Raw genomic sequence first — 23,125 nt, 5'->3', positions numbered from 1 at the left:
TTTCATGCATCACGACGAATTTTACATGGCGCGCGCCTTCGAACTGGCGCGCCTGGGGCGTTTCACCACCGCGCCCAATCCGAACGTCGGCTGCGTTATCGTGCGCGATGGCGAAATTGTCGGTGAAGGCTATCACTTGCGCGCCGGCGAGCCGCACGCGGAAGTGCACGCGCTGCGTATGGCGGGCGACAAGGCGCGCGGCGCCACCGCCTATGTCACGCTCGAGCCGTGCAGCCATCACGGCCGCACGCCGCCCTGCGCCGATGCGCTGGTGGCCGCCGGCGTAACGCGAGTGGTCGCGGCGATGCAAGATCCCAATCCGCAGGTGGCGGGGCGCGGGCTGTACAAGCTGCAGCAGGCCGGCGTCGAGGTGCGTCATGGCCTGATGCTGGCCGAAGCCGAAGCGGTCAACCTGGGCTTCCTCAAACGCATGCGCACCGGTTTCCCCTATGTGCAACTGAAGCTGGGCGCGTCGCTGGACGGGCGCACGGCGATGGCCTCCGGCGAGAGCCAGTGGATCACCTCACCCGAAGCGCGTCAGGACGTGCAGCGCCTGCGCGCGCAGAGCGCCGCGATCCTCAGCACCAGCGCCACCGTGCTGGCGGACGATCCGTCGCTGACGGTGCGTTGGGATGAGTTGGATGCCGAGACCCAGCGCCTCTATCCGCGCGAAAATCTGCGTCAGCCGCTGCGCATCCTGCTCGACAGCCAAAATCGCATTACCCCACAGCACCGCGTGGTGCAGCAGCCGGGCGCCACCTGGCTGGCGCGGCTGCAGGCGGATGAACAGACCTGGCCGCAAGACGTTGAGCAGTTTATCTGCCCGGCGCACGGCGGCGGCGTCGATCTGGTGGTGATGATGATGCTGTTGGCCAAGCGCCAGGTGAATTCAATCTGGGTGGAGGCGGGCGCATCGCTGGCCGGCGCGCTGCTGCAGGCCGGCCTGGTGGATGAGCTCATTTTGTACATCGCGCCAAAACTGTTGGGCGATAATGGCCGCGGCCTGTGTCATTTGCCGGGCCTTGAGCGTCTGGCCGACGCACCGGAATTCGTCTTTAGCGACGTGCGCCAGGTCGGCCCCGATCTGCGTTTGCGCCTGCGGGCGAAACACTGAATCTCGCGCCCGCGCGCCGGTTTTACAAAAGCGCCGCGCAGGCGATGAAAGAATATGATAGAATCCGCCCCCCTGCGGGGTATTGAACCCATTTTTAAGGAAAGCCCATGAAAGTTATCGAAGGTGTTGTTGCTACTCCAAATGCCCGTGTGGCGATCGCAATTGCACGTTTTAACAATTTCATCAACGACAGCCTGCTGGAAGGCGCCATCGACGCGCTGAAACGCATTGGTCAGGTTGCTGACGACAACATCACCGTTGTCTGGGTCCCGGGCGCTTACGAGCTGCCGTTGACGGCGAGCGTATTGGCCAAAACCGGCAAATACGACGCGGTTATCGCGCTGGGCACCGTTATCCGTGGGGGCACCGCGCACTTCGAATATGTAGCGGGCGAAGCCAGCTCCGGCATCGGCAACGTTGCGATGAATGCCGAAATCCCGGTTGCCTTTGGCGTGCTGACCACCGAAAGCATCGAACAGGCGATCGAACGCGCCGGCACCAAAGCGGGCAACAAGGGCGCTGAAGCCGCGTTGACCGCACTTGAAATGATTAATGTTATCAAAGCTATTAAAGCCTGAATTTAGTTAAGGGGAATTCCGTGAAACCTGCTGCTCGTCGCCGCGCTCGTGAGTGCGCTGTTCAAGCGCTTTACTCTTGGCAGTTGTCTAAAAACGACCTTGCCGATGTTGAACACCAGTTCCTGACGGAGCAGGATGTCAAAGATGTTGACGTCGCCTATTTTCGCGAGTTGCTGTCCGGCGCGGCAGTGAATGCAGGTATGCTGGACGAACTGATGGCGCCATACCTGTCGCGTCAGCTCGAAGAGCTGGGCCAGGTGGAGCGCGCAGTGCTGCGCGTCGCGCTGTTTGAACTGAAAATGCGCGAGGATGTCCCTTACAAGGTGGCGATCAACGAAGCGATCGAGCTGGCGAAAACCTTCGGCGCGGAAGACAGCCACAAGTTTGTGAACGGGGTGCTGGATAAAGTGGCGCCAACCCTTCGCAAGAAAAAGTAAAACATTAAGGCCGGTATCCCCGGCCTTAATTTCTTCTCGTGGAATATCGATATGGCATGCGGCGAATTTGACCTCATTGCCCGCTATTTTGACCGGTTTAAGCGCGTGCGCCGGGATGTACAGTTGGGCATTGGAGATGACTGCGCACTGCTGGCAGTGCCGGAAAAACAGCTGGTGGCCGTCAGTACCGATACGTTGGTGGCGGGCGTGCACTTCTTGCCGGACATCGATCCGGCCGATCTCGGTTATAAAGCGCTGGCGGTCAATCTGAGCGATCTGGCGGCGATGGGCGCCGATCCGGCGTGGCTTTCGCTGGCCCTGACCCTGCCGGAGGTGAACGAGCCCTGGCTGAAGGCCTTCAGCGACAGCCTGTTTGATCAGCTCAACTATTACGGCATGCAGCTGATCGGCGGTGATACCACGCGCGGCCCGCTGAGCATGACCTTGACCATTCAGGGGCTGATCCCGGCCGGCCGGGCGTTAACCCGCAGCGGCGCGCGCATCGGCGACTGGATCTACGTGACCGGCACGCTGGGCGACAGCGCCGCCGGTCTGGCGATTCTGCAGGATCGTCTGGCGGTGCCGGAGGCGGCGGCGCGCGATTACCTGATCGCTCGCCATCTGCGCCCGCAGCCGCGGGTGTTGCAGGGGCAGGCGCTGCGCGATCTGGCCAGTTCGGCGATCGACATCTCCGACGGCCTGATTTCCGATCTGAAACACATCCTGAAGGCCAGCGACTGTGGCGCACGCATCGTGCTGGACGAGCTGCCGATGTCGCAGGCGCTGAGCAGCCACGCGGATGCCGAGCAGGCGCTGCGTTGGGCGCTGGCGGGCGGCGAAGATTACGAGCTGTGCTTCACCGTACCGGAAATCAACCGCGGCGCGTTGGAAGTGGCGCTGAGCCACCTCGGCGCCGACTACACCTGCATCGGCCAAATTGGTCCGCTGTCTGAAGGCATCCGCTATTATCGCAACGACGAAGCGGTAGAGCTGGACTGGGCCGGGTTCGATCATTTCAATGCGGAGCCGGGCACTCATGGATGAAGCCAAGCGTCGGCTGCGGATGAGCAATCCGTGGCACCTGCTGGCCACCGGTTTTGGCAGCGGTTTGTCGCCGGTGATGCCGGGCACCATGGGATCGCTGGCGGCGATCCCGTTCTGGCTGCTGCTGATCCAGCTGCCGTGGCAGCTCTACTCGCTGGCGGTGATGTTCAGCATCTGTATCGGCGTCTATATTTGCCACCGCACGGCAAAAGACATGAAGGTGCACGATCACGGCAGCATCGTCTGGGATGAGTTCGTCGGCATGTGGATCACGCTGATGGCGCTGCCGGTCAACGACTGGCGCTGGGGCGCCGCCGGTTTCGTCATCTTCCGCATTCTGGATATGTGGAAGCCGTGGCCGATCCGCTGGTTCGACCGCAACGTGCATGGCGGCATGGGCATCATGGTCGACGATATCATCGCCGGCGTGCTGTCCGCCGGTATCATCTACCTGATTGGCCACCACTGGCCGATCGGGCTGTTCTGACAGACGGGCGCGGCGTTTCGCGCCCGCTACTCTTTATTCAAACCCCGTCACCCGATGCGGCACGTAAGCCGTCTCCAGTTCCGCCACCTCTTGCGGCGACAGACTCAAATCGACCGCGGCGATGGCGTCATCTAACTGCTCGCTGCGCGAGGCGCCAACGATCGGTGCGCTGACCGCCGGTTTGTTCAGCAGCCAGGCCAGCGCGATCTGCGCGCGTGAAACGCCGCGTTCTTCGGCGAGGCTGGCGACGCGTTCGGCGATGATGGCGTCGATGCCTTCAGTTTCCTCGTACAGGCTTTTGCCGAACTGGTCGGAGACCAGCCGCGCGGTGGTTTCGCCCCAGGGGCGGGTCAGGCGGCCGCGCGCCAGCGGGCTCCACGGCAGCACGGCGATGCCTTCGGCGGCGCACAGCGGGTGCATCTCGCGCTCTTCTTCGCGCTGGATCAGGTTGTATTGATCCTGCATGCTGACGAAGCGCGTCCAGCCGTGCAGATCGGCGGTATACAGCGCCTTGGCGAACTGCCAGGCGTACATGGAAGAGGCGCCGATATAACGCGCCTTACCGGCTTTCACCACGTCGTGCAGCGCTTCCAGCGTCTCTTCCAGCGGCGTTTCGTAATCCCAGCGATGGATTTGCAGCAAATCGACATAGTCGGTGCCGAGACGGCGCAGGCTGTCGTCGATGGACTGCATGATCTTGGCGCGCGACAAACCGCGCTCCAGGTTGCTCAGCGGGAAATAGACCTTGGTGGCGATAACGACGTCCTCGCGGCGTGCATAGTCGCGCAGCGCCCGGCCGAGGATCTCCTCGCTGCTGCCGTCGGAATAGCTGTTGGCGGTGTCGAAAAAGTTGATGCCGGCTTCCAGCGCCTGTTTCAGCAGCGGGCGGCTGCTCTCTTCCGGCAGCGTCCAGGCGTGATTGCCGCGGTTCGGTTCGCCATAGGTCATGCAACCCAGGCAGATGCGTGAGACGTTCAGATCGGTGTTGCCCAGTTTCAGGTACTTCATGTTTGCCTCCCCATTCACAGCTCAGACAGTAACTGTAGCGCGGATCCCGGAGGGCGGAAACGAAAACGCCCCCGAAGGCGGAGGCGTTTTATCATGCGCGGGCGGCGATTACTGCGCCAGCCAGGTTTCGATTTGGCGCTGAATGCCGGCGGCGTCCAGCCCCAGATCGGCGCGCAGTTCTTCCTGGCTGCCCTGTGAGACGAAGCTGTCCGGCAGGCCGAGGTTCAGCACCGGCACCGGACGGCGTTTGGCCATCAGCAGTTCGTTGACGCCGCTACCGGCGCCGCCCATGATGGCGTTCTCTTCCAGCGTGACCAGCGTTTCATGGCTGGCGGCCAGTTCGAGCACCAGCTGCTCGTCCAGCGGCTTGACGAAGCGCATGTCGACCAGCGTGGCGTTGAGCGCTTCCGCCGCTTGCGCAGCCTCCGGCAGCAGGGTGCCGAAGTTGAGAATGGCGATCTTTTCCCCCTGGCGGCGCACCACGCCTTTGCCGATCGGCAGTATGTTGAGCGGCTCCAGCGCCGCGCCGGTGCCGGTGCCGCGCGGATAACGCACGGCGCTCGGGCCGTCGTTATAGTGATAGCCGGTATACAGCATCTGGCGGCATTCGTTTTCGTCGCTCGGCGTCATGATCACCATGGTCGGGATGCAGCGCATGAACGACAGATCGAACGCCCCCTGGTGGGTCTGGCCGTCGGCGCCGACGATGCCGCCGCGATCGATGGCGAACATCACCGGCAGGTTTTGGATCGCCACGTCATGGATCAGTTGGTCGTAGGCGCGTTGCAGGAAGGTGGAGTAGATCGCCACCACCGGCTTGTAGCCGCCGATCGCCAGCCCGGCGGCGAAGGTGACCGCGTGCTGTTCGGCGATCGCCACATCGAAATATTGCTGCGGATAGTCGCGAGAGAACTGCACCATGCCGGAGCCTTCGCGCATCGCCGGCGTGATCGCCATCAGCGAGCTGTCTTTGGCGGCGGTTTCACACAGCCAGTCGCCGAAGATTTTCGAATAGGTCGGCAGACCGCCGGCGCTTTTCGGCAGCGTGCCGCTGGCGGGATCGAACTTCGGCACCGCGTGGAAGCTGATCGGATCCTTCTCCGCCGGCGCGTAACCGCGGCCTTTCTTAGTCATGATGTGCAACAGCTGCGGGCCTTTCAGATCGCGCATGTTTTTCAACGTGGCGACCAGCCCCTGCACGTCGTGGCCGTCTACCGGGCCGATGTAGTTGAAGCCCAGCTCTTCGAACAGCGTACCCGGCACCACCATGCCTTTCAGGTGCTCTTCGGTGCGTTTCACCAGCTCCTTGATCGGCGGCACGCCGGCCAGCACTTTCTTGCCGCCTTCGCGCAGGGTGGAGTAAAGCTTGCCGGACAGCAGCTGCGCCAGATGGTTGTTCAGCGCGCCGACGTTTTCCGAGATCGACATCTCGTTGTCGTTCAGCACCACCAGCATGTCCGGATTGATGTCGCCGGCGTGGTTCATCGCTTCGAACGCCATGCCGGCGGTGATGGCGCCATCGCCGATCACGCACACCGTGCGGCGGCCTTTGCCTTCACGCTCTGCCGCCACCGCCATGCCGAGGCCGGCGCTGATCGAGGTTGACGAATGGCCGACCGACAGCACGTCATATTCGCTTTCGGCGCGCCACGGGAAGGGGTGCAGGCCGTTCTTTTGCCGGATAGTGGCGATCCGATCGCGGCGGCCGGTCAGGATTTTGTGCGGGTAGGCCTGGTGGCCGACGTCCCACACCAGATGATCGAACGGCGTGTTGTAGACGAAATGCAACGCCACCGTCAGTTCGACGGTACCCAGCCCGGAGGCAAAGTGGCCGCTGGAGCGACTGACGCTGTTCAGCAGGTATTGCCGCAGCTCATCGCACAGCTTCGGCAAGCTCTCTTTGGGCAGTGAGCGGAGTTCCTCGGGGTTTTCCGCTAGCGCCAGGGTTGGGTATTTGGCTATATCAAGACTCATTCGATACTCATATCAGAGGAGTTAACGTCACACGTTAATTGTCGCGTTCAATAATGAAGCTGGCTAACGCTCGCAATGGCGCTGTGTTATAAGATTGCGCTGCCAAAGTGTCTAATGCAGCTAATGCTTCCTGATAGAGATCCCACGCTTTTGCTTTCGCGCTGTCAAGCCCGAGTAACGCCGGGTAGGTACTCTTTCCGTGTTGTTGGTCCGCGCCCTGGCGCTTGCCGATTTTCTCAGTTTCGCCGACAACGTCCAAAATGTCATCCTGCACCTGGAACGCCAGGCCGACCGCGGCGGCGTAACGATCCAGCTGCGGCAGCGCCGCTCGTCCTGCTTCGCCGGCGCTCAGCGCGCCCAGACGCACTGCGGCGCGGATCAGCGCGCCGGTTTTGTGGCGGTGGATCTGTTCCAGCGCCTGCAGATCGACGCGCTTGCCTTCAGCTTCCAGATCCAGCGATTGGCCGCCGCACATGCCGGCGACGCCGCTGGCGGTCGCCAGTTCGGAGACCATCGCCAGCCGATCGCGCAGCGCCACGTCGGGCATCTCGGCATCGGCCAGGATCGAAAACGCCAGCGTTTGCAGCGCATCGCCGGCCAGGATCGCGTTGGCTTCGCCGAATTTAATGTGACAGGTCGGCTGGCCACGGCGCAGATCGTCGTCGTCCATCGCCGGCAGATCGTCATGGATCAGCGAGTAGGCGTGGATGCATTCCACCGCCGCCGCCGGCGCGTCCAGGTTGCTCAGCGACACGCCGAACATCTGGCCGGTGGTGTACACCAGGAACGGACGCAGGCGCTTGCCGCCCAGCAAGGCGCCGTGACGCATCGCCGCCACCATGTTGCCGTCGTTGAACGGCAGCGGGGCGATGAAGTCCAGCAGCGCGCGATCGGCCCGCTGGCGGAAAATCTGCAGTTGATCGGCAAAAGCGGCCGATGGGGCGATCTCAGACATGTCGGTTACTCGGCATCCGGTGTGAAAGGCGCCAGCGCCGCATCGTCGGCGCTGTCGTTAAGAAGTATCTGCACACGCTGTTCCGCCTGTTGCAGTTTCTGCTGGCCTTGGCGCGCCAGCTGCACGCCGCGTTCGAATTCGTTCAGCGCGTCTTCCAGCGGCAGTTCGCCCGACTCCAGACGCGTCACGATGCTTTCCAGCTCGCCGAGGGCGCTTTCAAAGCTGGCTGTTTGCTCTGTACTGGCTGATTGTGCTGGTTTTTTCGGCATAATTTTCTTTTTACGTCATCATGTGAACCGTGGCGCCAGAGCCTATCCTAGCGGATCTTGATTAGCAAATCATGGCGCTCATGTGTGGTTTTGTGCGCAGAGCGCGGCGATATGGTGATATACTCCGCGCCGTAATTCTTATCTGACAACAAAGACCGCCATGAAGTTTATCATTAAATTGTTCCCGGAAATCACCATCAAGAGCCAATCTGTGCGCTTGCGCTTTATCAAGATTCTCTCGACCAATATTCGCAACGTCCTGAAGCAGTATGATGAAACGCTGGCGGTCGTCCGTCACTGGGATCATATCGAAGTTCGCGCCAAAGATGAAAACCAGCGGCCGATCATCGCCGACGCGCTGACGCGGATTCCCGGCATCCACCATATTCTGGAAGTGGAAGATCGCGCTTATACCGACATCCACCACATCTTCGAGCAGACGCTGGAAGCCTACCGCGCCCAGCTGGAAGGCAAAACCTTCTGCGTGCGCGTCAAGCGTCGCGGCAAGCAGGCGTTCAATTCGCAGGACGTGGAGCGTTACGTCGGCGGCGGCCTGAACCAGCATATCGAGAGCGCGCGCGTTAACCTGACCCGCCCGCAGGTCACAGTAAACCTCGAGATTGAAGACGACAAGCTGATGCTGGTCAAACGCCGCCTCGAAGGCATCGGCGGTTACCCGGTCGGCACCCAGGAAGACGTGATGTCGCTGATTTCCGGCGGTTTCGACTCGGGCGTGTCCAGCTATATGCTGATGCGCCGCGGCTGCCGCGTGCACTTCTGCTTCTTCAACCTGGGCGGCGCCGCGCATGAGATTGGCGTGAAGCAGGTGGCGCACTACCTGTGGAACCGTTTCGCCAGCTCGCACAAGGTGCGCTTCGTCGCCATCGACTTCGAGCCGGTGGTGGGCGAGATCCTGGAGAAGGTCGACGACGGCCAGATGGGCGTGGTGCTCAAGCGCATGATGGTGCGTGCCGCTTCGCAAGTGGCCGAACGCTACGGCGTGCAGGCGCTGGTAACCGGTGAGGCGCTGGGGCAGGTGTCCAGCCAGACGCTGACCAACCTGCGCTTGATCGACAATGCGTCCGATACGCTGATCCTGCGTCCGCTGATTTCGCACGATAAAGAGCACATCATCAAGCTGGCGCGCGAAATCGGCACCGAAGACTTCGCCAAAACCATGCCGGAATATTGCGGCGTGATTTCGAAGAGCCCGACGGTGAAAGCCGTCAAGGCCAAGATCGAAGAGGAAGAGAGCCACTTCGATTTCAGCATTCTCGATCGGGTGGTGAGCGAAGCGAAGAACGTCGATATTCGCTCCATCGCCGAGCAGGCGCAGGAGCAGGTGACCGAAGTGGAAACCGTTGCGGCCTTCGGCGCCGACGAGGTGATCCTGGATATCCGCTCCAACGACGAGCAGGAAGAGAAGCCGCTGCAGCTGGAACAGGTTGAAGTGAAAGCGCTGCCGTTCTACAAGCTGAGCACCCAGTTCGGCGATCTGGATCAGAGCAAAACCTATCTGCTGTACTGCGAGCGCGGCGTGATGAGCCGCCTGCAGGCGCTGTACCTGCTGGAGCAGGGCTTCAGCAACGTGAAGGTTTATCGCCCGTAACGCGGGCAGCGGCGTAAACGAGAGGGGCTGAACTGGTGTTCAGCCCTTTTTTTATCGGCAAGCCGCTCAGTCGCGGAAATCGTACATCCCAGGGATCAGCACCAGCTGCGCGGCGATCTCCGCCGCTTTGGCCTTGCCGAGCAGCAGATCGATCAGCTTCAGCGCAAACTCCATCGCGGTGCCCGGCCCCTGGCTGGTGAGCAGGTTGACGCGCGCGTCATACACCACGCGGCGTTCCATCCATTTATCCGCCGGTATCTGGTCTTTCAGGCCCGGGAAACCGGTCATGTTGCCGACCGGGAACAGATCGTGGTGCTGCAGCACCAACGCCGGCGCCGCACAGATGGCGGCGACGATATTCCCCTGCAGGTGCATCTGCCGCACTTTTTCCACCAGCAACGGGCTGTCGCGGAAGCATTCTGCGCCTTTCAGGCCGCCGGGCAGCACGATGGCGTCGAAAGGCTCATCGACGATCGCCACCAGCGGCGCGTCGGCCAGCAGCTTGACGCCGCGCGAACAAACGATAGTCAGCTCGCCGTCACCGGCGACGCTGGCGGTAGTGACTTTAACGCCCGCCCGCACCAGCAGATCGATGGTGGTGACGGCTTCGGTTTCTTCGCTACCAGGTGCCAGGCAAACCAGCGCCGATACGCTCATATTCATTTTCCTTTCGTTTAATCAATTCAAACAGCCGCGCATTCTCCGGCAGCGTGAGGCCGTGACTGCGCGCACGGCGCAGCAGGTAGCCGGTGATGTAGTCGATCTCGGTATGCCGCTGGCTGCGGATATCCTGCAGCATCGACGAAACGTTGTCGGCGGTGCTGTGGATCACGTCCATCACATATTGCATCAGGCCTTCGCAGGAGGTGTGGTAGCCCTCCATCGCCATCACGCTGGCGACTTCACGACACAGCGTTTCGATCTGCTCCGGGTAGCGCTGCAGATCGCCGTTGCGGCAGCCGTACAGCGCCGTCAGCGGGTTGATCACGCAGTTGACCGCCAGCTTGCGCCAGTTGGCCGAGGCGATGTTGTTGTGCCAGGCGACGTCGGGCAGCGCCTGATGCAGCACTTCCGCCAGGTGGCTGAAGTGCTGGGCGGCCGGTGAGGTGGGGCCGATGTGGGTGATGCCGGTGGCGACGTGGATAATGGTGCTGCCTTCGTGGCGCGCGGCGTGGGTGGTGGTGCCCTGCAAGATGGGCTGGCCGTTCGGCGGCAGCTCCTCCTGAGTGCCCATGCCGTTGTGCAGCAGCAAGATGGCGCAGCGGGGGTTCAGCTTCGGCAACAGCGCGCCGACCGCGCTGGATACCTGCCAGGCTTTCAGCGTCACCAGCAGCAGCTCGCTCTGCGCGAGGTGCTCCGGATCGTTGGTGGGCAAATTGCGATTAAACGAGACGCCTTCCGGCTCTATCACGTTCACGGCGCAAAAAGGCTGCGGCACTCTTAGCCATCCCTGTACATCGTGGCCCTGCTGATACAGCCGGGAGAGCCACAGTTGTCCGAGCGCGCCGCAACCAAGAATGGTTATTTTCATTCAGTCTCCTTGGAAACACGGGAATACCGCTCAATTACCGTGATCTAACTATAGGCTTTATGGCAGCCTGAAGCGCTATCCCTGCGTGCGTTCAGCAGATTTTGTCTGAGGCGGCAAAGCGGTTATCATGCTCGGCATCAAAATCGCCTAAGCTATTAGGCACTCATTCAGGAGGAAGAAGTATGCCATCTTTCGACATCGTTTCCGAAATTGATATGCAGGAAGTGCGTAACGCCGTTGAGAACGCCACCCGCGATCTCGGCACCCGCTGGGATTTTCGCAACGTGCCGGCCAGCTTTGAGCTAAACGAGAAAAACCAAAGCATCAAGGTTGCCACCGAGTCTGATTTCCAGGTGCAGCAGTTGCTCGACATTCTGCGCGAAAAGCTGAGCAAGCGCAGCATCGACGGCGCCGCGCTGGAGATCCCGGAAGAGTTTACCCACAGCGGTAAAACCTACAGCGTGGAAGCCAAGCTGAAGCAGGGGATTGAAACCTCTGTAGCGAAGAAAATCGTCAAGCTGATCAAAGACAGCAAGCTGAAGGTGCAGGCGCAGATCCAGGGCGAAGAAGTGCGGGTGACCGGCAAGTCACGCGACGATTTGCAGAGCGTGATGGCGTTGGTGCGCGGCGGCGATCTGGGGCAGCCGTTCCAGTTCAAGAACTTCCGCGATTAATCTCGACGGGGCCGGCATTGCCGGCCCCGTTTCTTTACAGCGAATTGACCAGCGCTTCCAACTGACCGCGATTGGTCTGCTTGGTGTCCACCTTGACGTAGGCGCTGCGCTCTTCCGGCACCACGATCGCCTCGGCCACGCCGGGCTGCGCCTTCAGGCGGCTTTCCAGCGCCGAATCCTTCACCGCCAGTTCAGACAGCGTGATGCGCAGGCTGCTGACATACGGCGGTTCTTTCATGGTGCTGCTGACCAAGAACCAGACGGCGGCCAATACCGCGCCGGCGATAAACACCAGGCCTGCCCCCTGCAAACCGTACAGCCAGCCGCCGAGGCTGCCGCCGATCGCCACGCCGATAAACTGGCTGGTGGAGTAGACCCCCATCGCGGTGCCCTTATAGCCGGCCGGTGATTCTTTGCTGATCAGCGAAGGCAGAATGGCTTCCATCACGTTGAAGGCCATGAAGAACAGCTGCACGCCGGCGATGATGCCCCACAGGTGCGCGCCGGAGAGCCACAGCAGCACTTCGGCGCAAAACAGCACCGCCACGCAGCCCATAAACACCTGCTTCATGCGGCGATATTTTTCGGCATAGATGATGAAAGGCACCACGGCGGCGAACGACACCAGCATGGTCACCAGGTAGACGATCCAGTGTTCGCTGGCCGCCAGCCCGGCTTTCTCCATCGCCAGCGGCAGCGCCACGAAGCTCGACATCAGCAGGATATGCAGACACATGATGCCGAAGTTGAGCTTCAGCAGGCGCGAGTTGCTCAGCACTTTGCGGAAACTGCCGCGCACGATGCTGGACTCGCGGTTCAACAGGTGAGTATCGGCGGAAGGCACCACCGCCAATGTGATGGCGATGCCGGCCAGCGCCAGCACGGCGATCATCCAGAACAGCGCATGCAGGCCGAAGGCGTGGGTAATTATAGGGCCCAGAACCATGGCGATGGCGAAGGTGATGCCGAAGCTGACGCCGATGAACGCCATCGCTTTGGTGCGGTTCTGCTCGCGGGTCAGATCGGAGAGCAGCGCCATTACCGCGGCGGCGATCGCGCCGGAGCCTTGCAACGCGCGGCCGAGGATCACACCCCAGATAGAGTCGGTCGCGGCGGCGATCACGCTGCCGAGGGCAAAGATCAGCAGGCCGCCGACGATCAGCGGCTTACGGCCGATGCGATCGGACACCAGACCGAACGGGATCTGAAACACCGCCTGCGCCAGGCCGTAGATGCCGATGGCGATGCCGATCAGCGCTTCGCTGGCGCCGTTGAGCGCCATGCCGTAGGTGGTCAGCACCGGCAATACCATAAACATGCCGAGCATGCGCAGGGAGAATACGGTGCCCAATCCCCAGGTAGCGCGGCGCTCCTGCGGGGTCATTGAATTATCGTTCACATCAAACCTCGGTAAAAACCATGCCATCAGACGTTGAGACAGCGCCTGATGGCATGATTTCTGTAAAGCTGCGTCATTTTAGTGTGCGGGGCAGGGGGGGTAAATCGAATGTTGTTTAACAGATATTACAGTTTGGCCGCTTTTCGGCGTGACAAATAAAATGGGCCGCAAAAGCGGCCCATTCACAGATGATTTGGCTTACCAAACGTAGGTCACCAGCGCTTCAGGCGCCGCCGTGGCGCTGAAGTCGATCGACATCATCACGCTCAGCGAGGTGATGGCGACGATGGAGAACACGAACAGTTTGCGCGCCCAGACGCTGTCGTTTTCGGTTTTATAACCGCGCAGCGCCATGCCCAGCCACCATACGCTCACCGCCGCAGCGACGATCAGGTATTTGTAGCCGGCGTAGCCCACCAGGGTCAGCATCAGCGTGGCGATCATAAATGCCAGGATGTAGACCGTGATGTGGTTCTTGGCGACGGAAATGCCTTTCACCACCGGCAGCACCGGAATGTTGGCCGCCTGGTAATCTTTAAAGCGGAAGATAGCGATCGCATAAGAATGCGGCATCTGCCACAGGCTAAAGATAGCCAGCAGGATCAACGCGCCGGCGTCGAACTCGTTGGTGACCGCGCAGTAGCCGATAACCGGCGGCGCGGCGCCCGACAAGCTGCCGATCAGCGTGCCGTAGACCGAATGGCGTTTCATGTACAGGCTGTAAACGCCGACATAAACCACGAAGCCCATCACCGCCAGCCACATGGCCAGCGGGTTGGCCGCGATATACAGCAACGCGAAGCCCGCAATACCCAACACGGTCGCATAAACCAGGGTGACACTCGGCGCGATCAGGCCTTTTACCAGCACCCGATTCTTCGTTCTCTCCATTTTCTTGTCGATATCGCGGTCGATGTAGTTGTTAAACACACAGCCCGACGCGACCACCAACGAGACACCCACCAGGGTGGCGAGAAACAGGGGATAGTCGATGCTCCCTTTGGAAGCGAGCAGGAATCCCCCAACGACAGAAATTAAATTGCCGAAAATAATTCCTGGTTTAGTGACTTGCAGGTATTGCTTAATCATCACGTGCAGCTCAGCTCTTAATCGACCATCATATTGATGTTGAGGTTGTACATAATCCAGAGTGAACCTACAACAACGATACCGATGATCATAGCGGTGAACAGCAATGCCACCAGGTTCCAGCGCTCTTCCGATGAGGTGTTCATGTGCAGGAAGTAAACCAGGTGAACAATCACCTGGATAACCGCCATACCGACAACAACCGCCAGGATGGTTGAATGAGAGGCAGTGCCGTTCATTACCATCGCAAATGGAATTACCGTCAGGATGATCGACAGGATAAAGCCGATCAGGTATGACTTCACGCTGCCGTGGCTTGCGCCGCCGTGAGAGGTTTCATGGGATGAATGGCTCATTACATAACCCCCAGCAGGTAGACAACGGTAAATACGCAGATCCAGACCACGTCCAGGAAGTGCCAGAACAGGCTCAGGCACATCAGACGGGTTTTGTTGGTCGCGGTCAGGCCGAACTTGCTCACCTGAATCATCAGCACGATGATCCAAATCAGGCCGGAAGTCACGTGCAGACCGTGGGTGCCGACCAGCGCGAAGAAGCTGGACAGGAACGCGCTGCGATCCGGCCCGAAGCCTTCGGCGATCAGGTGATGGAATTCATAGATTTCCATCGCCACGAAGCCCAGACCAAACAGGAAGGTCAGGAACAACCAGGTGTTTACACCGCCAACTTTACCCTTGTTCATGGCGATCATCGCCATGCCGTAGGTGATGGAGCTGAACAACAGCAGGAAAGTTTCGACCAGGACAAACTTCAGGTCGAAGATGTCTTTGCCTGAGGGACCGCCAGCGGTCCCGTTCACCAGGACTGCATAAGTCGCGAACAAGCTCGCAAACAAAATACAGTCGCTCATCAGGTAGATCCAGAATCCGAAGACTTTGGTCTCTCCCGCGTCGTGGTGCCCATGCTCTGCATGGGCTGCGTTATGATTGGTCAGAGTTTCAGTTGACATGGTTCACGCCTGCTTTACGGATTTGTTCGTAGTGTTGGTTCTCAATGCGCTCGATTTCATCAACCTGCACATAGTAGTCAACATCGTGATCGAAGCTCTTGCCGATCCAGACAACGATCATACCGATGAAGCCGGCCAGAGCCATCCACCAGATTTCCCAAATCATTGCGAAACCGAATACCAGGCTGAAGAAGGCGATGATAACGCCGGCGCCGGTGTTCTTAGGCATATGAATCGGTTCGTATTTAGCCGGTTTCTTATAAGCTTCGCCTTTTTCTTTCATGTCCCAGAATTCATCGCGGTCATGAATCTGCGGCACTACGGCAAAGTTATAGAACGGCGGTGGAGACGAGGTTGACCACTCCAGAGTACGAGCACCCCATGGGTCACCGGTCAGATCGCGGTTTTGTTCGCGGTCACGGATACTGACGAAGATCTGGGTCAGCTGGCACAGGATGCCGCAGGCGATCAACGCCGCACCGCCGGCTGCAACCAGCAGCAGAGGGTGGAACTCAGGGTTGATGTTCTGGCTGATACGACGGGTCATGCCCATAAAGCCCAATGCGTACAGCGGCATGAAGGCGGTGAAGAAGCCGATGATCCAGAACCAGAACGCGCGGATGCCCCATTTTTCGTTCAGCGTGAAGCCGAAGGATTTCGGGAACCAGTAGGTCAGGCCCGCGAAGCAACCGAACACCACGCCGCCGATGATGACGTTGTGGAAGTGCGCGATCAGGAACAGGCTGTTGTGCAGCACGAAGTTCGCGCCCGGCACCGCCAGCAGAACGCCGGTCATACCACCCACGGAGAAGGTGATGATGAAGCCAACGGTCCACAGCATTGCGGAGTTGAGCTTGATGCGGCCCTGATACATGGTGAACAGCCAGTTGAAGATTTTCACCCCGGTCGGGATGGAAATGATCATGGTGGCGATACCGAAGAAGGCGTTAACGTTCGCGCCGGACCCCATGGTGAAGAAGTGGTGCAGCCAGACGATGAACGACAGAACGGTGATCGCGATGGTTGCCCATACCAGTGAGGTATAGCCGAACAGGCGTTTTCTGGAGAAGGTCGCGGTGACTTCGGAGAATACGCCGAACACCGGCAGAACCAGAATGTACACCTCTGGGTGACCCCAGGCCCAAATCAGGTTGATGTACATCATCATGTTGCCGCCCATATCATTGGTGAAGAAATGGGTGCCCAGATAGCGATCCAGGGTCAGCAGCGCGATGGTGACGGTCAGAATTGGGAAAGAAACGATGATCAGGACGTTGGTGCACAGCGCCGCCCAGGTGAACACCGGCATCTTCATCATAGGCATGCCAGGGGCACGCATCTTCAGAATGGTGGCGAAGAAGTTCACGCCGGTCAGCAGGGTACCCAGACCGGAAATCTGCAGACTCCAGATCCAGTAATCGACCCCGACGCCAGGACTGTACTCTTTACCCGACAGCGGCGGATACGCCAGCCAACCGGTCTGAGCGAACTCACCGACCCCCAGGGAGATGTTGATCAGCACCACACCCACCACGAAGAACCAGAAGCTCAGGGAGTTCAGGAACGGGAAGGCGACGTCGCGCGCACCGATTTGCAGCGGCACCACAACGTTCATCAGGCCAACCACGAAAGGCATCGCCATGAAGAAGATCATGATGACGCCGTGCGCGGTGAAGATCTGGTCGTAGTGGTGCGGCGGCAGGAACCCGGCTTCGCCGGCGGACGCCAACGCCTGCTGGCTACGCATCATGATGGCGTCGGCAAAGCCGCGCAGCAGCATGACCATCGCCACGATGATGTACATGATACCAATTTTTTTATGGTCGACCGAAGTCAGCCATTCGCTCCACAGCCACTTCCATTTACCGAAATACGTCAGCAGCGCCAGCACTGCCAGGCCCCCGACAATAATTGCGGCTACGGTGACCATGATGATCGGTTCGTGGTACGGAACCGCATCAAGTGTTAATTTTCCCAACATCAGTTATTCCTCGGCTCCGGCGTGAGCAGCATGTTCACCCATGTCCATACCTTGGCTCATGTCCATGCCTTCGTGCGCGCCAGCGCCCTTGTGCATATCCATGTCGCCCATGAATTTGGCAATTGTTTCTTTGAACAAATTCGGTTTGACAGCGGCAAAGTACTCAACCGGGTTGTTTTCACTCGGCTCTGCCAGTTTGTTAAAGTCGTCGGTGGTGTTCAGGTTTTTAGACGATGCCTTCACCTTGGCCACCCACTGATCGAAGTCGCCTTCGGTCGGGGTAACGATCGCGGTGAATTTCATACCGGAGAAGCCTGCGCCGCTGTAGCTGCTGGAGATGCCTTTGTAGGCACCGGCTTCGTTGCCGATCAGGTGCAGTTTGGTCTGCATGCCGGCCATCGCATAAATCTGTCCACCCAACTGCGGGATAAAGAACGAGTTCATTACCGAGTTAGAGGTGATCTTGAATTCGACTGGAACATCTTTCGGGAAAGCCAGCTCATTAACGGTCGCAATGCCTTGTTCCGGGTAGATGAACAGCCATTTCCAGTCGAGCGACACCACTTCGATCGTCATCGGCTTCTTGTCAGTGACAATCGGCTTGAACGGATCGAGTTCGTGGGTGGTCTTCCAGGTAATGGTGCCAAGGATGGCGATGATAATGATAGGAATGGTCCAGACGACCGCTTCGATCTTGTTGGAGTGGGCCCAGTTCGGACTGTACTTGGCGTCTTTGTTGGAAGCGCGATACTTCCAGGCAAAGGCGAACGCCATGAAGATAACTGGCACCACTACGATCAACATCAACGCGATTGCAGTGATAATCAGTGTCCGTTGCTCAACACCAATTGCTCCTTTGGGATTCATCAAAACCATATCGCAGCCACTGAGCAATACAGTGCCTGCGATTAATGACAGCATCCCAATACTTTTATTGTATTTCTTAAGTCTCATCTAACGACCTCAATAACAAAGGCTCAATTGTCGTTTCATGTGTGCGGGCATTTTACGGGAAGGTTGCAGTACTGTAAACATGCTTAAGGGAGTGTCAGCGGCTTGTTGACACTTTCTGTTAAGGGGGTCACAGATGTAACCCTGCGTGATAATTTACCAATGACAACAACGCGTTGGCACGCTGAATCGTGACGAGCAGCCCGTATGTTAAGGAAAACTAAAGGTATGATGAATTTGGCGAAGAAATGCGCGGCGGGGAAATACGCAGAAAAGGTTTGTTTAATGTAAAATAATTGTGTCTTAAAGGTGAATTTAATTTTATTTCCGAGTGCGGCAGTCGGATAAAAAAATAATTTCCGCGCCGATTATCTTTTTTTACCGAAATAAATATTCCCCCGGATCGCTTTTTTTTCGGCCGGCGAAATCACCGGCCGTTCAGATTATGCCAAACGGGTGCGGCGCAGGGCGAGGTAATCCAAAGTACTGCCCATGGCGACGCCGAGCAGGCTCAGCGCGGCGCCGACCTGCAGCAGCCGATCGGCCAACTGTGGGGCCTGCGTCCAATCCAGCGCATTGGCGATAAGCAACAGCAACCACAGGCCCAACAGCGAACAGCCTAGCGTCAGCAAGCGCAGCGCCCAACGGTAAGATTCTGAAAACTCGGTGCGCGGCATAAAATTGCCATGCTGCTGGGTGTGCTCCAACGTCTGACGACAGATACCGAGCAGCAGCAAGCCGGGCAGGGCAGCGGCGATAGAGAACAGGTAGAACAACGGCCAACCGTGGGCTTCAACGAACCAGCCGGCGATCGGGCCGACATAGACGCGCCCTACGGCGGACAACGCCGACAGCAGCGCGAACTGGGTGGCGGAGAACGACCGGTTGCACAGCGTCATCAGCAGCGCCACGAAGGCCGCGGTGCCCATGCCGCCACACAGATTTTCGAGGAAGATGGCGCTGCCCATGGTGAGCAGGCTCTTGTCGGTCACCGCCAGGATCCAATACCCGAGATTGGAGACCGCCTGCAGGACGCCGAACAGCATCAGCGCGCGGAACAGGCTGAGACGCTGCATCAGCACGCCGCCGAACAGGGCGCCGACGATGGTCGCGAACAGGCCGAGGGTTTTGTTCACCAGCCCGACTTCACCGGCGTCGAACCCCACGCCGCGGATCAGGAAGGTGGTACTCAGGCTTCCGGCGAAGGCGTCGCCCATTTTGTACATCACGATCAGCAGCAGGATCAGCCAGGCGTTGTTGCGGCCGAAGAAATCGCGCAGCGGCGCGACGACCGCCTGTTCCATGGTGCGCGGCGCCGGGATGCTTTCGTCCGGCTCCGGCGCCAACAGCGTGGCGGCCACGCCGATCAGCATCAATCCGGCCATCAGCCAGTAGGTGGCTTGCCAGCCGAAATAGCGATCCGCCAGCCACAGCGCCAGGCCGCCGGAAACCAGCATCGCCAGCCGATAACCCAGCACCGAGATCGCCGCGCCCGTGCCGCGTTCTTCGGCTTTCAGCAGATCGGTTTTATAGGCGTCGAACACGATATCTTGCGAGGCGGAGCAGAACGCCACCAGCACCGCCAACGCCGCCAGCCACCACAGGTGCTGCGCGGGCTGCATAAAGCCCATCGCCACAATCGCCGCCACCAGCAACAGCTGGCTGATCAGCAGCCAACCGCGCCGCCGCCCGAGAAACGGCGGGGTATAGCGGTCCATGAACGGCGACCAGAGGAATTTGAAGACGTAGGCCTGGCCTACCAGCGAGAAGATGCCGATGGTTTTCAGATCGATATTTTCGACGGTCATCCAGGCTTGCAGCGTGCCGGAGGTCAATGCCAGCGGCAGACCCGACGCGAAGCCCAGCAGCAGCAGAATGGCGGAGTTACGCTGGGTGAAGATGTTCAGATAGTGTTTCGACATGAGTTCCCTGTCTGCGCCGCCCGATCCGCCGGGCGGCGCCAGGCGCGCCGATTAGCGCGCGTTTTGCTTGATGAAATCGTTGACGCTGGTGTCCTGAGCCATGTCGGCGATCACGTCGCCCAGCACGGAGTTGACGGCGTCGGTGATCTTCTCGTTGGTCGCCGTAAAGGCGCCCTGCACGTTATAGGTCGAGCGGTAATTCTTCACCTGCTTGTTGCCGTTCTTCGCCTGGGCGATGATCGAGATGTCGGCTTTGGTGGTGATGTTGTAGCGCAGGTTACCTTCGGCGACGTCCGCGTACAGGTTATTGACGACGATTTGCAGCGCCACCGGGCCGTCGGCACCGATCATGTAGCCGCGTGCGCCCATCTGTTTCTCCAGCACTTCCTGCAGCAGGAAACGCAGATCGCGCGATGGCGTCAGCGTGACCAACTGGCCGTCGCGGTTCACCTTGGCCAGCGCCTGGTCGGTGCGCTGATCCGCGCCGTTGATGCTGACAGTGATGCCCTGCAGGGTAGGATCCTGCTGCGGCAGAACGATTTTCGGCGTGACGTTCAGGGTGTTGCTGCTGGTCGCGCAGCCGGCCAGCAGCAGGGCGGCCAGCAAAGGAAGACAAAGTTTCTTTAACATGTTTTCTGTCTCATTCTCGATGGATTTAGCAATAATCAGAGCGGGATAGCCGACAACAAATTGCCGACATCATAGCATCGCCGCCGTGCGGTGGAAGCGCGGAAGGCGCCTGAGTGACAAATTTTTACCTGCCGTTGATAAAAACACGCTTTTTTGGCCCGCTCAATCGGATAATCCCCCAAGCGGCGGGGATGGCGCTCATCATTTGACCGCAGAAAAGAGAAATTTGTCCCGGCGATGGTCTAAACGGGGGAAAACCGGCTAATATTGAACTAGATGGGCACGGTCCTCTGCCGGTGTTGTAAGGAGATCCTATGATTCGCGAGCAAATAGAAGCAAAGTTAAGGGCGGCGTTTGAGCCCGCGTATCTGGAAGTCGTTGATGAAAGCTATCGTCATAACGTTCCGGCGGGTTCAGAAAGCCATTTCAAAGTGGTATTGGTCAGCGATCGCTTCGTCGGCGAACGTTTTTTGACGCGCCACCGCTCCATCTACGGCGTATTGTCGGAGGAGCTGGCGGACGGCGTACACGCGCTGGCGCTGCACACCTATACGCTCAAAGAGTGGGAAGGTCTGCAGGATACCGTGCCGGCCTCGCCGCCGTGCCGCGGCGCCGGCACGCTGGCCTGAGGGGGAAATTTTCAGGTATCAGTGGAACTTTGCCCTTGAATTAGGGTATTACTACTGACGAATTTTGAAACGGCCTGCGGGCCGTTTCTGTTTTTGACGACGACACGGCCGACGCGCAATGTGGCCAACGTTCGGTCTGTTTTGGCGGCCTTTGGGCGATCGAATCGGCAAAAGTGTGAGTTTTAGCGCGCCTGCGCCGCCTAGCTTTCCTCGACTCGCCACGCATGCGTCGCTATAATGTCGCGTCTTATTTTTCCGGAATGGTTTCGGGACGCTTCTGTCATCAGGGAACTCGGTTCTTATCTGTAGCCGTCCTGGTTCTTGGAACGGAGTTGACCGAGCACTGTGATTTTTTTGAGGTAACAAGATGCAAGTTTCAGTAGAAACCACTCAAGGCCTTGGGCGCCGTCTCTCTATTACTGTACCGGCTGATACTATCAAGCAGGCGGTGAAGAAAGAGCTGATCAACGCAGCGAAAAGCGTGCGTATCGACGGCTTCCGCAAAGGCAAAGTGCCGATGAACATCGTGGAACAGCGTTACGGCGCCTCTGTTCGTCAGGACGTGCTGGGCGAAGCAATGCAGCGCAGCTTCGTTGACGCGATCATCAAAGAAAAGATTAATCCGGCCGGCGCACCAAACTACGTGCCGGGCGAGTACAAAGAAGGTGAAGACTTCACTTTCGCCGTTGAATTCGAAGTGTATCCAGAAGTTGAGCTGAAAGGCCTGGAAAACATCGAAGTCGAAAAACCTGTAGTTGAAGTGAACGACGAAGACGTCGACGCGATGCTGGATACCCTGCGCAAGCAGCAGGCCACCTGGAAAGAAACCGATCGCGCGGCGGAAGCTGAAGATCGCGTGACCGTTGACTTCACCGGTTCTATCGACGGTGAAGAGTTCGAAGGCGGCAAAGCGTCCGACTTCGTGCTGGCAATGGGCCAGGGCCGCATGATCCCAGGCTTCGAAGAAGGCCTGGTCGGTCACAAAGCGGGCGAAGAGTTCTCCATCGACGTGAACTTCCCGGAAGACTACCACGCGGAAAACCTGAAGGGCAAAGCGGCCAAATTCGCTATCGTGCTGAAGAAAGTTGAAGAGCGCGAGCTGCCGGAACTGACCGAAGAGTTCATCAAGCGTTTCGGCGTGGCGGACGGTTCCGTTGCCGGCCTGCGCACCGAGGTTCGCAAGAACATGGAGCGCGAGCTGAAAGGCGCCGTGCGTAACCGCATCAAGTCTCAGGCGATCGAAGGCCTGGTGAGCGCGAACGAAATCGACGTGCCTGCTGCCCTGATCGACGGCGAAATCGACGTGCTGCGTCGTCAGGCTGCACAGCGTTTCGGCGGCAACGAGAAGCAAGCGCTGGAACTGCCACGTGAACTGTTCGAAGAGCAGGCGAAACGCCGCGTAGTGGTTGGCCTGCTGCTGGGCGAAGTGATCAGCACCAACGATCTGAAAGCTGACGAAGACCGCGTGAAGACGCTGATCGAAGAAATGGCCTCCGCCTACGAAGATCCGAGCGAAGTCATCGAGTTCTACAGCAAAAACAAAGAGCTGATGAACAACATGCGCAACGTGGCTCTGGAAGAGCAAGCGGTTGAAGCCCTGCTGGCAAAAGCGAAAGTGACTGAAAAAGCCACTACCTTCAGCGAGCTGATGAACCAAACTCAACAGGCGTAATGCCTGCGTGCCGGGCGCGATGAACGGCGCCCCCGGTTTCGCCTGGCGAACCGGCGCACGATGAAAAAGCCCGCAACCTCAGGTTGCGGGCTTTTCTTTTTGCCACGTTGCTGATTAATCTCAGGTTAAGCGGGATAATATGCACTATATTTACCCTGTTGCCTGGGGAACTGGCTGGCATGATAAAGGTCAGAATAACGGC

At 59.0% G+C, this 23,125-nt stretch carries 23 protein-coding genes; 9 read left to right on the top strand and 14 right to left on the bottom strand.

Annotated elements, in window-relative coordinates; translation table 11 throughout:
• Window positions 1-4 precede the first annotated feature (4 nt).
• From ribD to pgpA, 5 genes are all read left to right on the top strand, one after another.
• Window positions 5-1,114 (top strand): bifunctional diaminohydroxyphosphoribosylaminopyrimidine deaminase/5-amino-6-(5-phosphoribosylamino)uracil reductase RibD, encoded by a 1,110-nt coding sequence (ribD, locus tag AC2CGQ_RS20150; protein WP_015376833.1) that lies wholly within the window; start codon window positions 5-7, stop codon window positions 1,112-1,114.
• A gap of 107 nt (window positions 1,115-1,221) precedes the next feature.
• Window positions 1,222-1,692 carry a 6,7-dimethyl-8-ribityllumazine synthase gene (gene ribH / locus AC2CGQ_RS20145; RefSeq protein ID WP_004940385.1) on the top strand — a complete coding sequence of 157 codons (471 nt, stop codon included), beginning with the start codon at window positions 1,222-1,224 and terminating at the stop codon, window positions 1,690-1,692.
• Between the two features lie 20 nt (window positions 1,693-1,712).
• Entirely contained in the window at window positions 1,713-2,129 is a 417-nt protein-coding gene (nusB, locus tag AC2CGQ_RS20140) for a transcription antitermination factor NusB (protein WP_004940384.1), read from the top strand.
• Between the two features lie 51 nt (window positions 2,130-2,180).
• Entirely contained in the window at window positions 2,181-3,173 is a 993-nt protein-coding gene (gene thiL / locus AC2CGQ_RS20135; protein ID WP_015376834.1) for a thiamine-phosphate kinase, read from the top strand.
• Window positions 3,166-3,660, top strand: coding sequence for a phosphatidylglycerophosphatase A (gene pgpA, locus AC2CGQ_RS20130; RefSeq protein WP_075684441.1), 495 nt, complete (start codon window positions 3,166-3,168; stop codon window positions 3,658-3,660). Before thiL ends, pgpA begins: the two co-directional genes overlap by 8 nt.
• A gap of 33 nt (window positions 3,661-3,693) precedes the next feature.
• Here pgpA and AC2CGQ_RS20125 read toward each other — a convergent pair whose 3' ends face one another.
• The 4 genes from AC2CGQ_RS20125 to xseB form a co-directional block, all read right to left on the bottom strand.
• Window positions 3,694-4,668 carry an aldo/keto reductase gene (locus AC2CGQ_RS20125; protein ID WP_049242813.1) on the bottom strand — a complete coding sequence of 325 codons (975 nt, stop codon included), beginning with the start codon at window positions 4,666-4,668 and terminating at the stop codon, window positions 3,694-3,696.
• Window positions 4,669-4,776: 108 nt separating this feature from the next.
• On the bottom strand, window positions 4,777-6,642 hold the full coding sequence (dxs, locus tag AC2CGQ_RS20120) for a 1-deoxy-D-xylulose-5-phosphate synthase (RefSeq protein ID WP_484593834.1): 1,866 nt from the start codon (window positions 6,640-6,642) through the stop codon (window positions 4,777-4,779).
• A gap of 34 nt (window positions 6,643-6,676) precedes the next feature.
• Window positions 6,677-7,597, bottom strand: a complete 921-nt coding sequence (gene ispA / locus AC2CGQ_RS20115) for a (2E,6E)-farnesyl diphosphate synthase (protein WP_033634008.1) — start codon at window positions 7,595-7,597, stop codon at window positions 6,677-6,679.
• 5 nt (window positions 7,598-7,602) lie between these two features.
• The gene (xseB, locus tag AC2CGQ_RS20110; protein WP_015376838.1) at window positions 7,603-7,866 is read right to left on the bottom strand and encodes an exodeoxyribonuclease VII small subunit; all 264 of its coding nucleotides are present in this window, start codon (window positions 7,864-7,866) and stop codon (window positions 7,603-7,605) included.
• Between the two features lie 160 nt (window positions 7,867-8,026).
• Between xseB and thiI the strand changes: the two genes are divergently transcribed.
• Window positions 8,027-9,475, top strand: a complete 1,449-nt coding sequence (thiI, locus tag AC2CGQ_RS20105; protein ID WP_004940377.1) for a tRNA uracil 4-sulfurtransferase ThiI — start codon at window positions 8,027-8,029, stop codon at window positions 9,473-9,475.
• Window positions 9,476-9,541: 66 nt separating this feature from the next.
• On the opposite strand, the gene yajL is transcribed toward thiI, so the two are convergent.
• Both yajL and panE read right to left on the bottom strand, forming a co-directional pair.
• Window positions 9,542-10,132: a protein deglycase YajL gene (gene yajL / locus AC2CGQ_RS20100; protein ID WP_019454200.1), complete on the bottom strand. Its 591-nt coding sequence runs from the start codon at window positions 10,130-10,132 to the stop codon at window positions 9,542-9,544.
• Window positions 10,095-11,006: a 2-dehydropantoate 2-reductase gene (gene panE, locus AC2CGQ_RS20095; protein ID WP_033634005.1), complete on the bottom strand. Its 912-nt coding sequence runs from the start codon at window positions 11,004-11,006 to the stop codon at window positions 10,095-10,097. Before panE ends, yajL begins: the two co-directional genes overlap by 38 nt.
• A 182-nt stretch (window positions 11,007-11,188) precedes the next feature.
• Between panE and AC2CGQ_RS20090 the strand changes: the two genes are divergently transcribed.
• A complete protein-coding gene (locus tag AC2CGQ_RS20090) occupies window positions 11,189-11,680 on the top strand; it encodes a YajQ family cyclic di-GMP-binding protein (protein WP_004940373.1) in 492 nt (163 codons plus the stop codon).
• Between the two features lie 34 nt (window positions 11,681-11,714).
• Here the strand turns inward: AC2CGQ_RS20090 and AC2CGQ_RS20085 are convergent, their stop codons facing one another.
• The 8 genes from AC2CGQ_RS20085 to AC2CGQ_RS20050 all read right to left on the bottom strand — a co-directional run bounded on the left by AC2CGQ_RS20085 (window position 11,715) and on the right by AC2CGQ_RS20050 (window position 20,622).
• Window positions 11,715-13,079, bottom strand: coding sequence for an MFS transporter (locus tag AC2CGQ_RS20085; RefSeq protein ID WP_015376841.1), 1,365 nt, complete (start codon window positions 13,077-13,079; stop codon window positions 11,715-11,717).
• Window positions 13,080-13,277: 198 nt separating this feature from the next.
• Window positions 13,278-14,168: a heme o synthase gene (gene cyoE, locus AC2CGQ_RS20080; protein ID WP_015376842.1), complete on the bottom strand. Its 891-nt coding sequence runs from the start codon at window positions 14,166-14,168 to the stop codon at window positions 13,278-13,280.
• A 17-nt stretch (window positions 14,169-14,185) separates the two neighbouring features.
• The gene (locus AC2CGQ_RS20075) at window positions 14,186-14,524 is read right to left on the bottom strand and encodes a cytochrome o ubiquinol oxidase subunit IV (RefSeq protein ID WP_004940369.1); all 339 of its coding nucleotides are present in this window, start codon (window positions 14,522-14,524) and stop codon (window positions 14,186-14,188) included.
• A complete protein-coding gene (locus AC2CGQ_RS20070; protein ID WP_004940367.1) occupies window positions 14,524-15,138 on the bottom strand; it encodes a cytochrome o ubiquinol oxidase subunit III in 615 nt (204 codons plus the stop codon). Before AC2CGQ_RS20070 ends, AC2CGQ_RS20075 begins: the two co-directional genes overlap by 1 nt.
• Entirely contained in the window at window positions 15,128-17,119 is a 1,992-nt protein-coding gene (cyoB, locus tag AC2CGQ_RS20065; RefSeq protein ID WP_004940366.1) for a cytochrome o ubiquinol oxidase subunit I, read from the bottom strand. The genes AC2CGQ_RS20070 and cyoB overlap by 11 nt, the downstream gene beginning before the upstream one ends.
• Window positions 17,120-17,122: 3 nt before the next feature.
• Window positions 17,123-18,073 carry a cytochrome o ubiquinol oxidase subunit II gene (cyoA, locus tag AC2CGQ_RS20060; protein ID WP_004940365.1) on the bottom strand — a complete coding sequence of 317 codons (951 nt, stop codon included), beginning with the start codon at window positions 18,071-18,073 and terminating at the stop codon, window positions 17,123-17,125.
• Window positions 18,074-18,513: 440 nt separating this feature from the next.
• Window positions 18,514-19,992: a muropeptide MFS transporter AmpG gene (gene ampG / locus AC2CGQ_RS20055; RefSeq protein ID WP_004940364.1), complete on the bottom strand. Its 1,479-nt coding sequence runs from the start codon at window positions 19,990-19,992 to the stop codon at window positions 18,514-18,516.
• Between the two features lie 51 nt (window positions 19,993-20,043).
• Window positions 20,044-20,622 (bottom strand): lipoprotein, encoded by a 579-nt coding sequence (locus AC2CGQ_RS20050; protein WP_004940363.1) that lies wholly within the window; start codon window positions 20,620-20,622, stop codon window positions 20,044-20,046.
• A 314-nt stretch (window positions 20,623-20,936) separates the two neighbouring features.
• Here AC2CGQ_RS20050 and bolA point away from each other — a divergent pair, with 314 nt between their 5' ends.
• Together bolA and tig are read left to right on the top strand one after the other, a co-directional pair.
• Window positions 20,937-21,251 carry a transcriptional regulator BolA gene (gene bolA, locus AC2CGQ_RS20045; RefSeq protein WP_004940361.1) on the top strand — a complete coding sequence of 105 codons (315 nt, stop codon included), beginning with the start codon at window positions 20,937-20,939 and terminating at the stop codon, window positions 21,249-21,251.
• Between the two features lie 367 nt (window positions 21,252-21,618).
• Window positions 21,619-22,923, top strand: coding sequence for a trigger factor (gene tig, locus AC2CGQ_RS20040; RefSeq protein WP_031300019.1), 1,305 nt, complete (start codon window positions 21,619-21,621; stop codon window positions 22,921-22,923).
• Window positions 22,924-23,125: the final 202 nt, after the last annotated feature.

Source organism: Serratia sp. DFXYC6 (assembly GCF_057196085.1).
The sequence above is the reverse complement of the archived record's forward strand: the minus strand, read 5'-3'. Positions and strand labels throughout refer to the sequence as shown.

Excerpts from the sequence above, each read along its gene's own strand:
- ribD (WP_015376833.1), top strand. The coding sequence starts at position 5 with ATGCATCACGACGAATTTTACATGGCGCGCGCCTTCGAACTGGCGCGC.
- ribH (WP_004940385.1), top strand. The coding sequence starts at position 1,222 with ATGAAAGTTATCGAAGGTGTTGTTGCTACTCCAAATGCCCGTGTGGCG.
- thiL (WP_015376834.1), top strand. The coding sequence starts at position 2,181 with ATGGCATGCGGCGAATTTGACCTCATTGCCCGCTATTTTGACCGGTTT.
- pgpA (WP_075684441.1), top strand. The coding sequence starts at position 3,166 with ATGGATGAAGCCAAGCGTCGGCTGCGGATGAGCAATCCGTGGCACCTG.
- AC2CGQ_RS20125 (WP_049242813.1), bottom strand. The coding sequence starts at position 4,668 with ATGAAGTACCTGAAACTGGGCAACACCGATCTGAACGTCTCACGCATC.
- dxs (WP_484593834.1), bottom strand. The coding sequence starts at position 6,642 with ATGAGTCTTGATATAGCCAAATACCCAACCCTGGCGCTAGCGGAAAAC.
- ispA (WP_033634008.1), bottom strand. The coding sequence starts at position 7,597 with ATGTCTGAGATCGCCCCATCGGCCGCTTTTGCCGATCAACTGCAGATT.
- xseB (WP_015376838.1), bottom strand. The coding sequence starts at position 7,866 with ATGCCGAAAAAACCAGCACAATCAGCCAGTACAGAGCAAACAGCCAGC.
- thiI (WP_004940377.1), top strand. The coding sequence starts at position 8,027 with ATGAAGTTTATCATTAAATTGTTCCCGGAAATCACCATCAAGAGCCAA.
- yajL (WP_019454200.1), bottom strand. The coding sequence starts at position 10,132 with ATGAGCGTATCGGCGCTGGTTTGCCTGGCACCTGGTAGCGAAGAAACC.
- panE (WP_033634005.1), bottom strand. The coding sequence starts at position 11,006 with ATGAAAATAACCATTCTTGGTTGCGGCGCGCTCGGACAACTGTGGCTC.
- AC2CGQ_RS20090 (WP_004940373.1), top strand. The coding sequence starts at position 11,189 with ATGCCATCTTTCGACATCGTTTCCGAAATTGATATGCAGGAAGTGCGT.
- cyoE (WP_015376842.1), bottom strand. The coding sequence starts at position 14,168 with ATGATTAAGCAATACCTGCAAGTCACTAAACCAGGAATTATTTTCGGC.
- AC2CGQ_RS20075 (WP_004940369.1), bottom strand. The coding sequence starts at position 14,524 with ATGAGCCATTCATCCCATGAAACCTCTCACGGCGGCGCAAGCCACGGC.
- AC2CGQ_RS20070 (WP_004940367.1), bottom strand. The coding sequence starts at position 15,138 with ATGTCAACTGAAACTCTGACCAATCATAACGCAGCCCATGCAGAGCAT.
- cyoB (WP_004940366.1), bottom strand. The coding sequence starts at position 17,119 with ATGTTGGGAAAATTAACACTTGATGCGGTTCCGTACCACGAACCGATC.
- cyoA (WP_004940365.1), bottom strand. The coding sequence starts at position 18,073 with ATGAGACTTAAGAAATACAATAAAAGTATTGGGATGCTGTCATTAATC.
- ampG (WP_004940364.1), bottom strand. The coding sequence starts at position 19,992 with ATGTCGAAACACTATCTGAACATCTTCACCCAGCGTAACTCCGCCATT.
- AC2CGQ_RS20050 (WP_004940363.1), bottom strand. The coding sequence starts at position 20,622 with ATGTTAAAGAAACTTTGTCTTCCTTTGCTGGCCGCCCTGCTGCTGGCC.
- bolA (WP_004940361.1), top strand. The coding sequence starts at position 20,937 with ATGATTCGCGAGCAAATAGAAGCAAAGTTAAGGGCGGCGTTTGAGCCC.
- tig (WP_031300019.1), top strand. The coding sequence starts at position 21,619 with ATGCAAGTTTCAGTAGAAACCACTCAAGGCCTTGGGCGCCGTCTCTCT.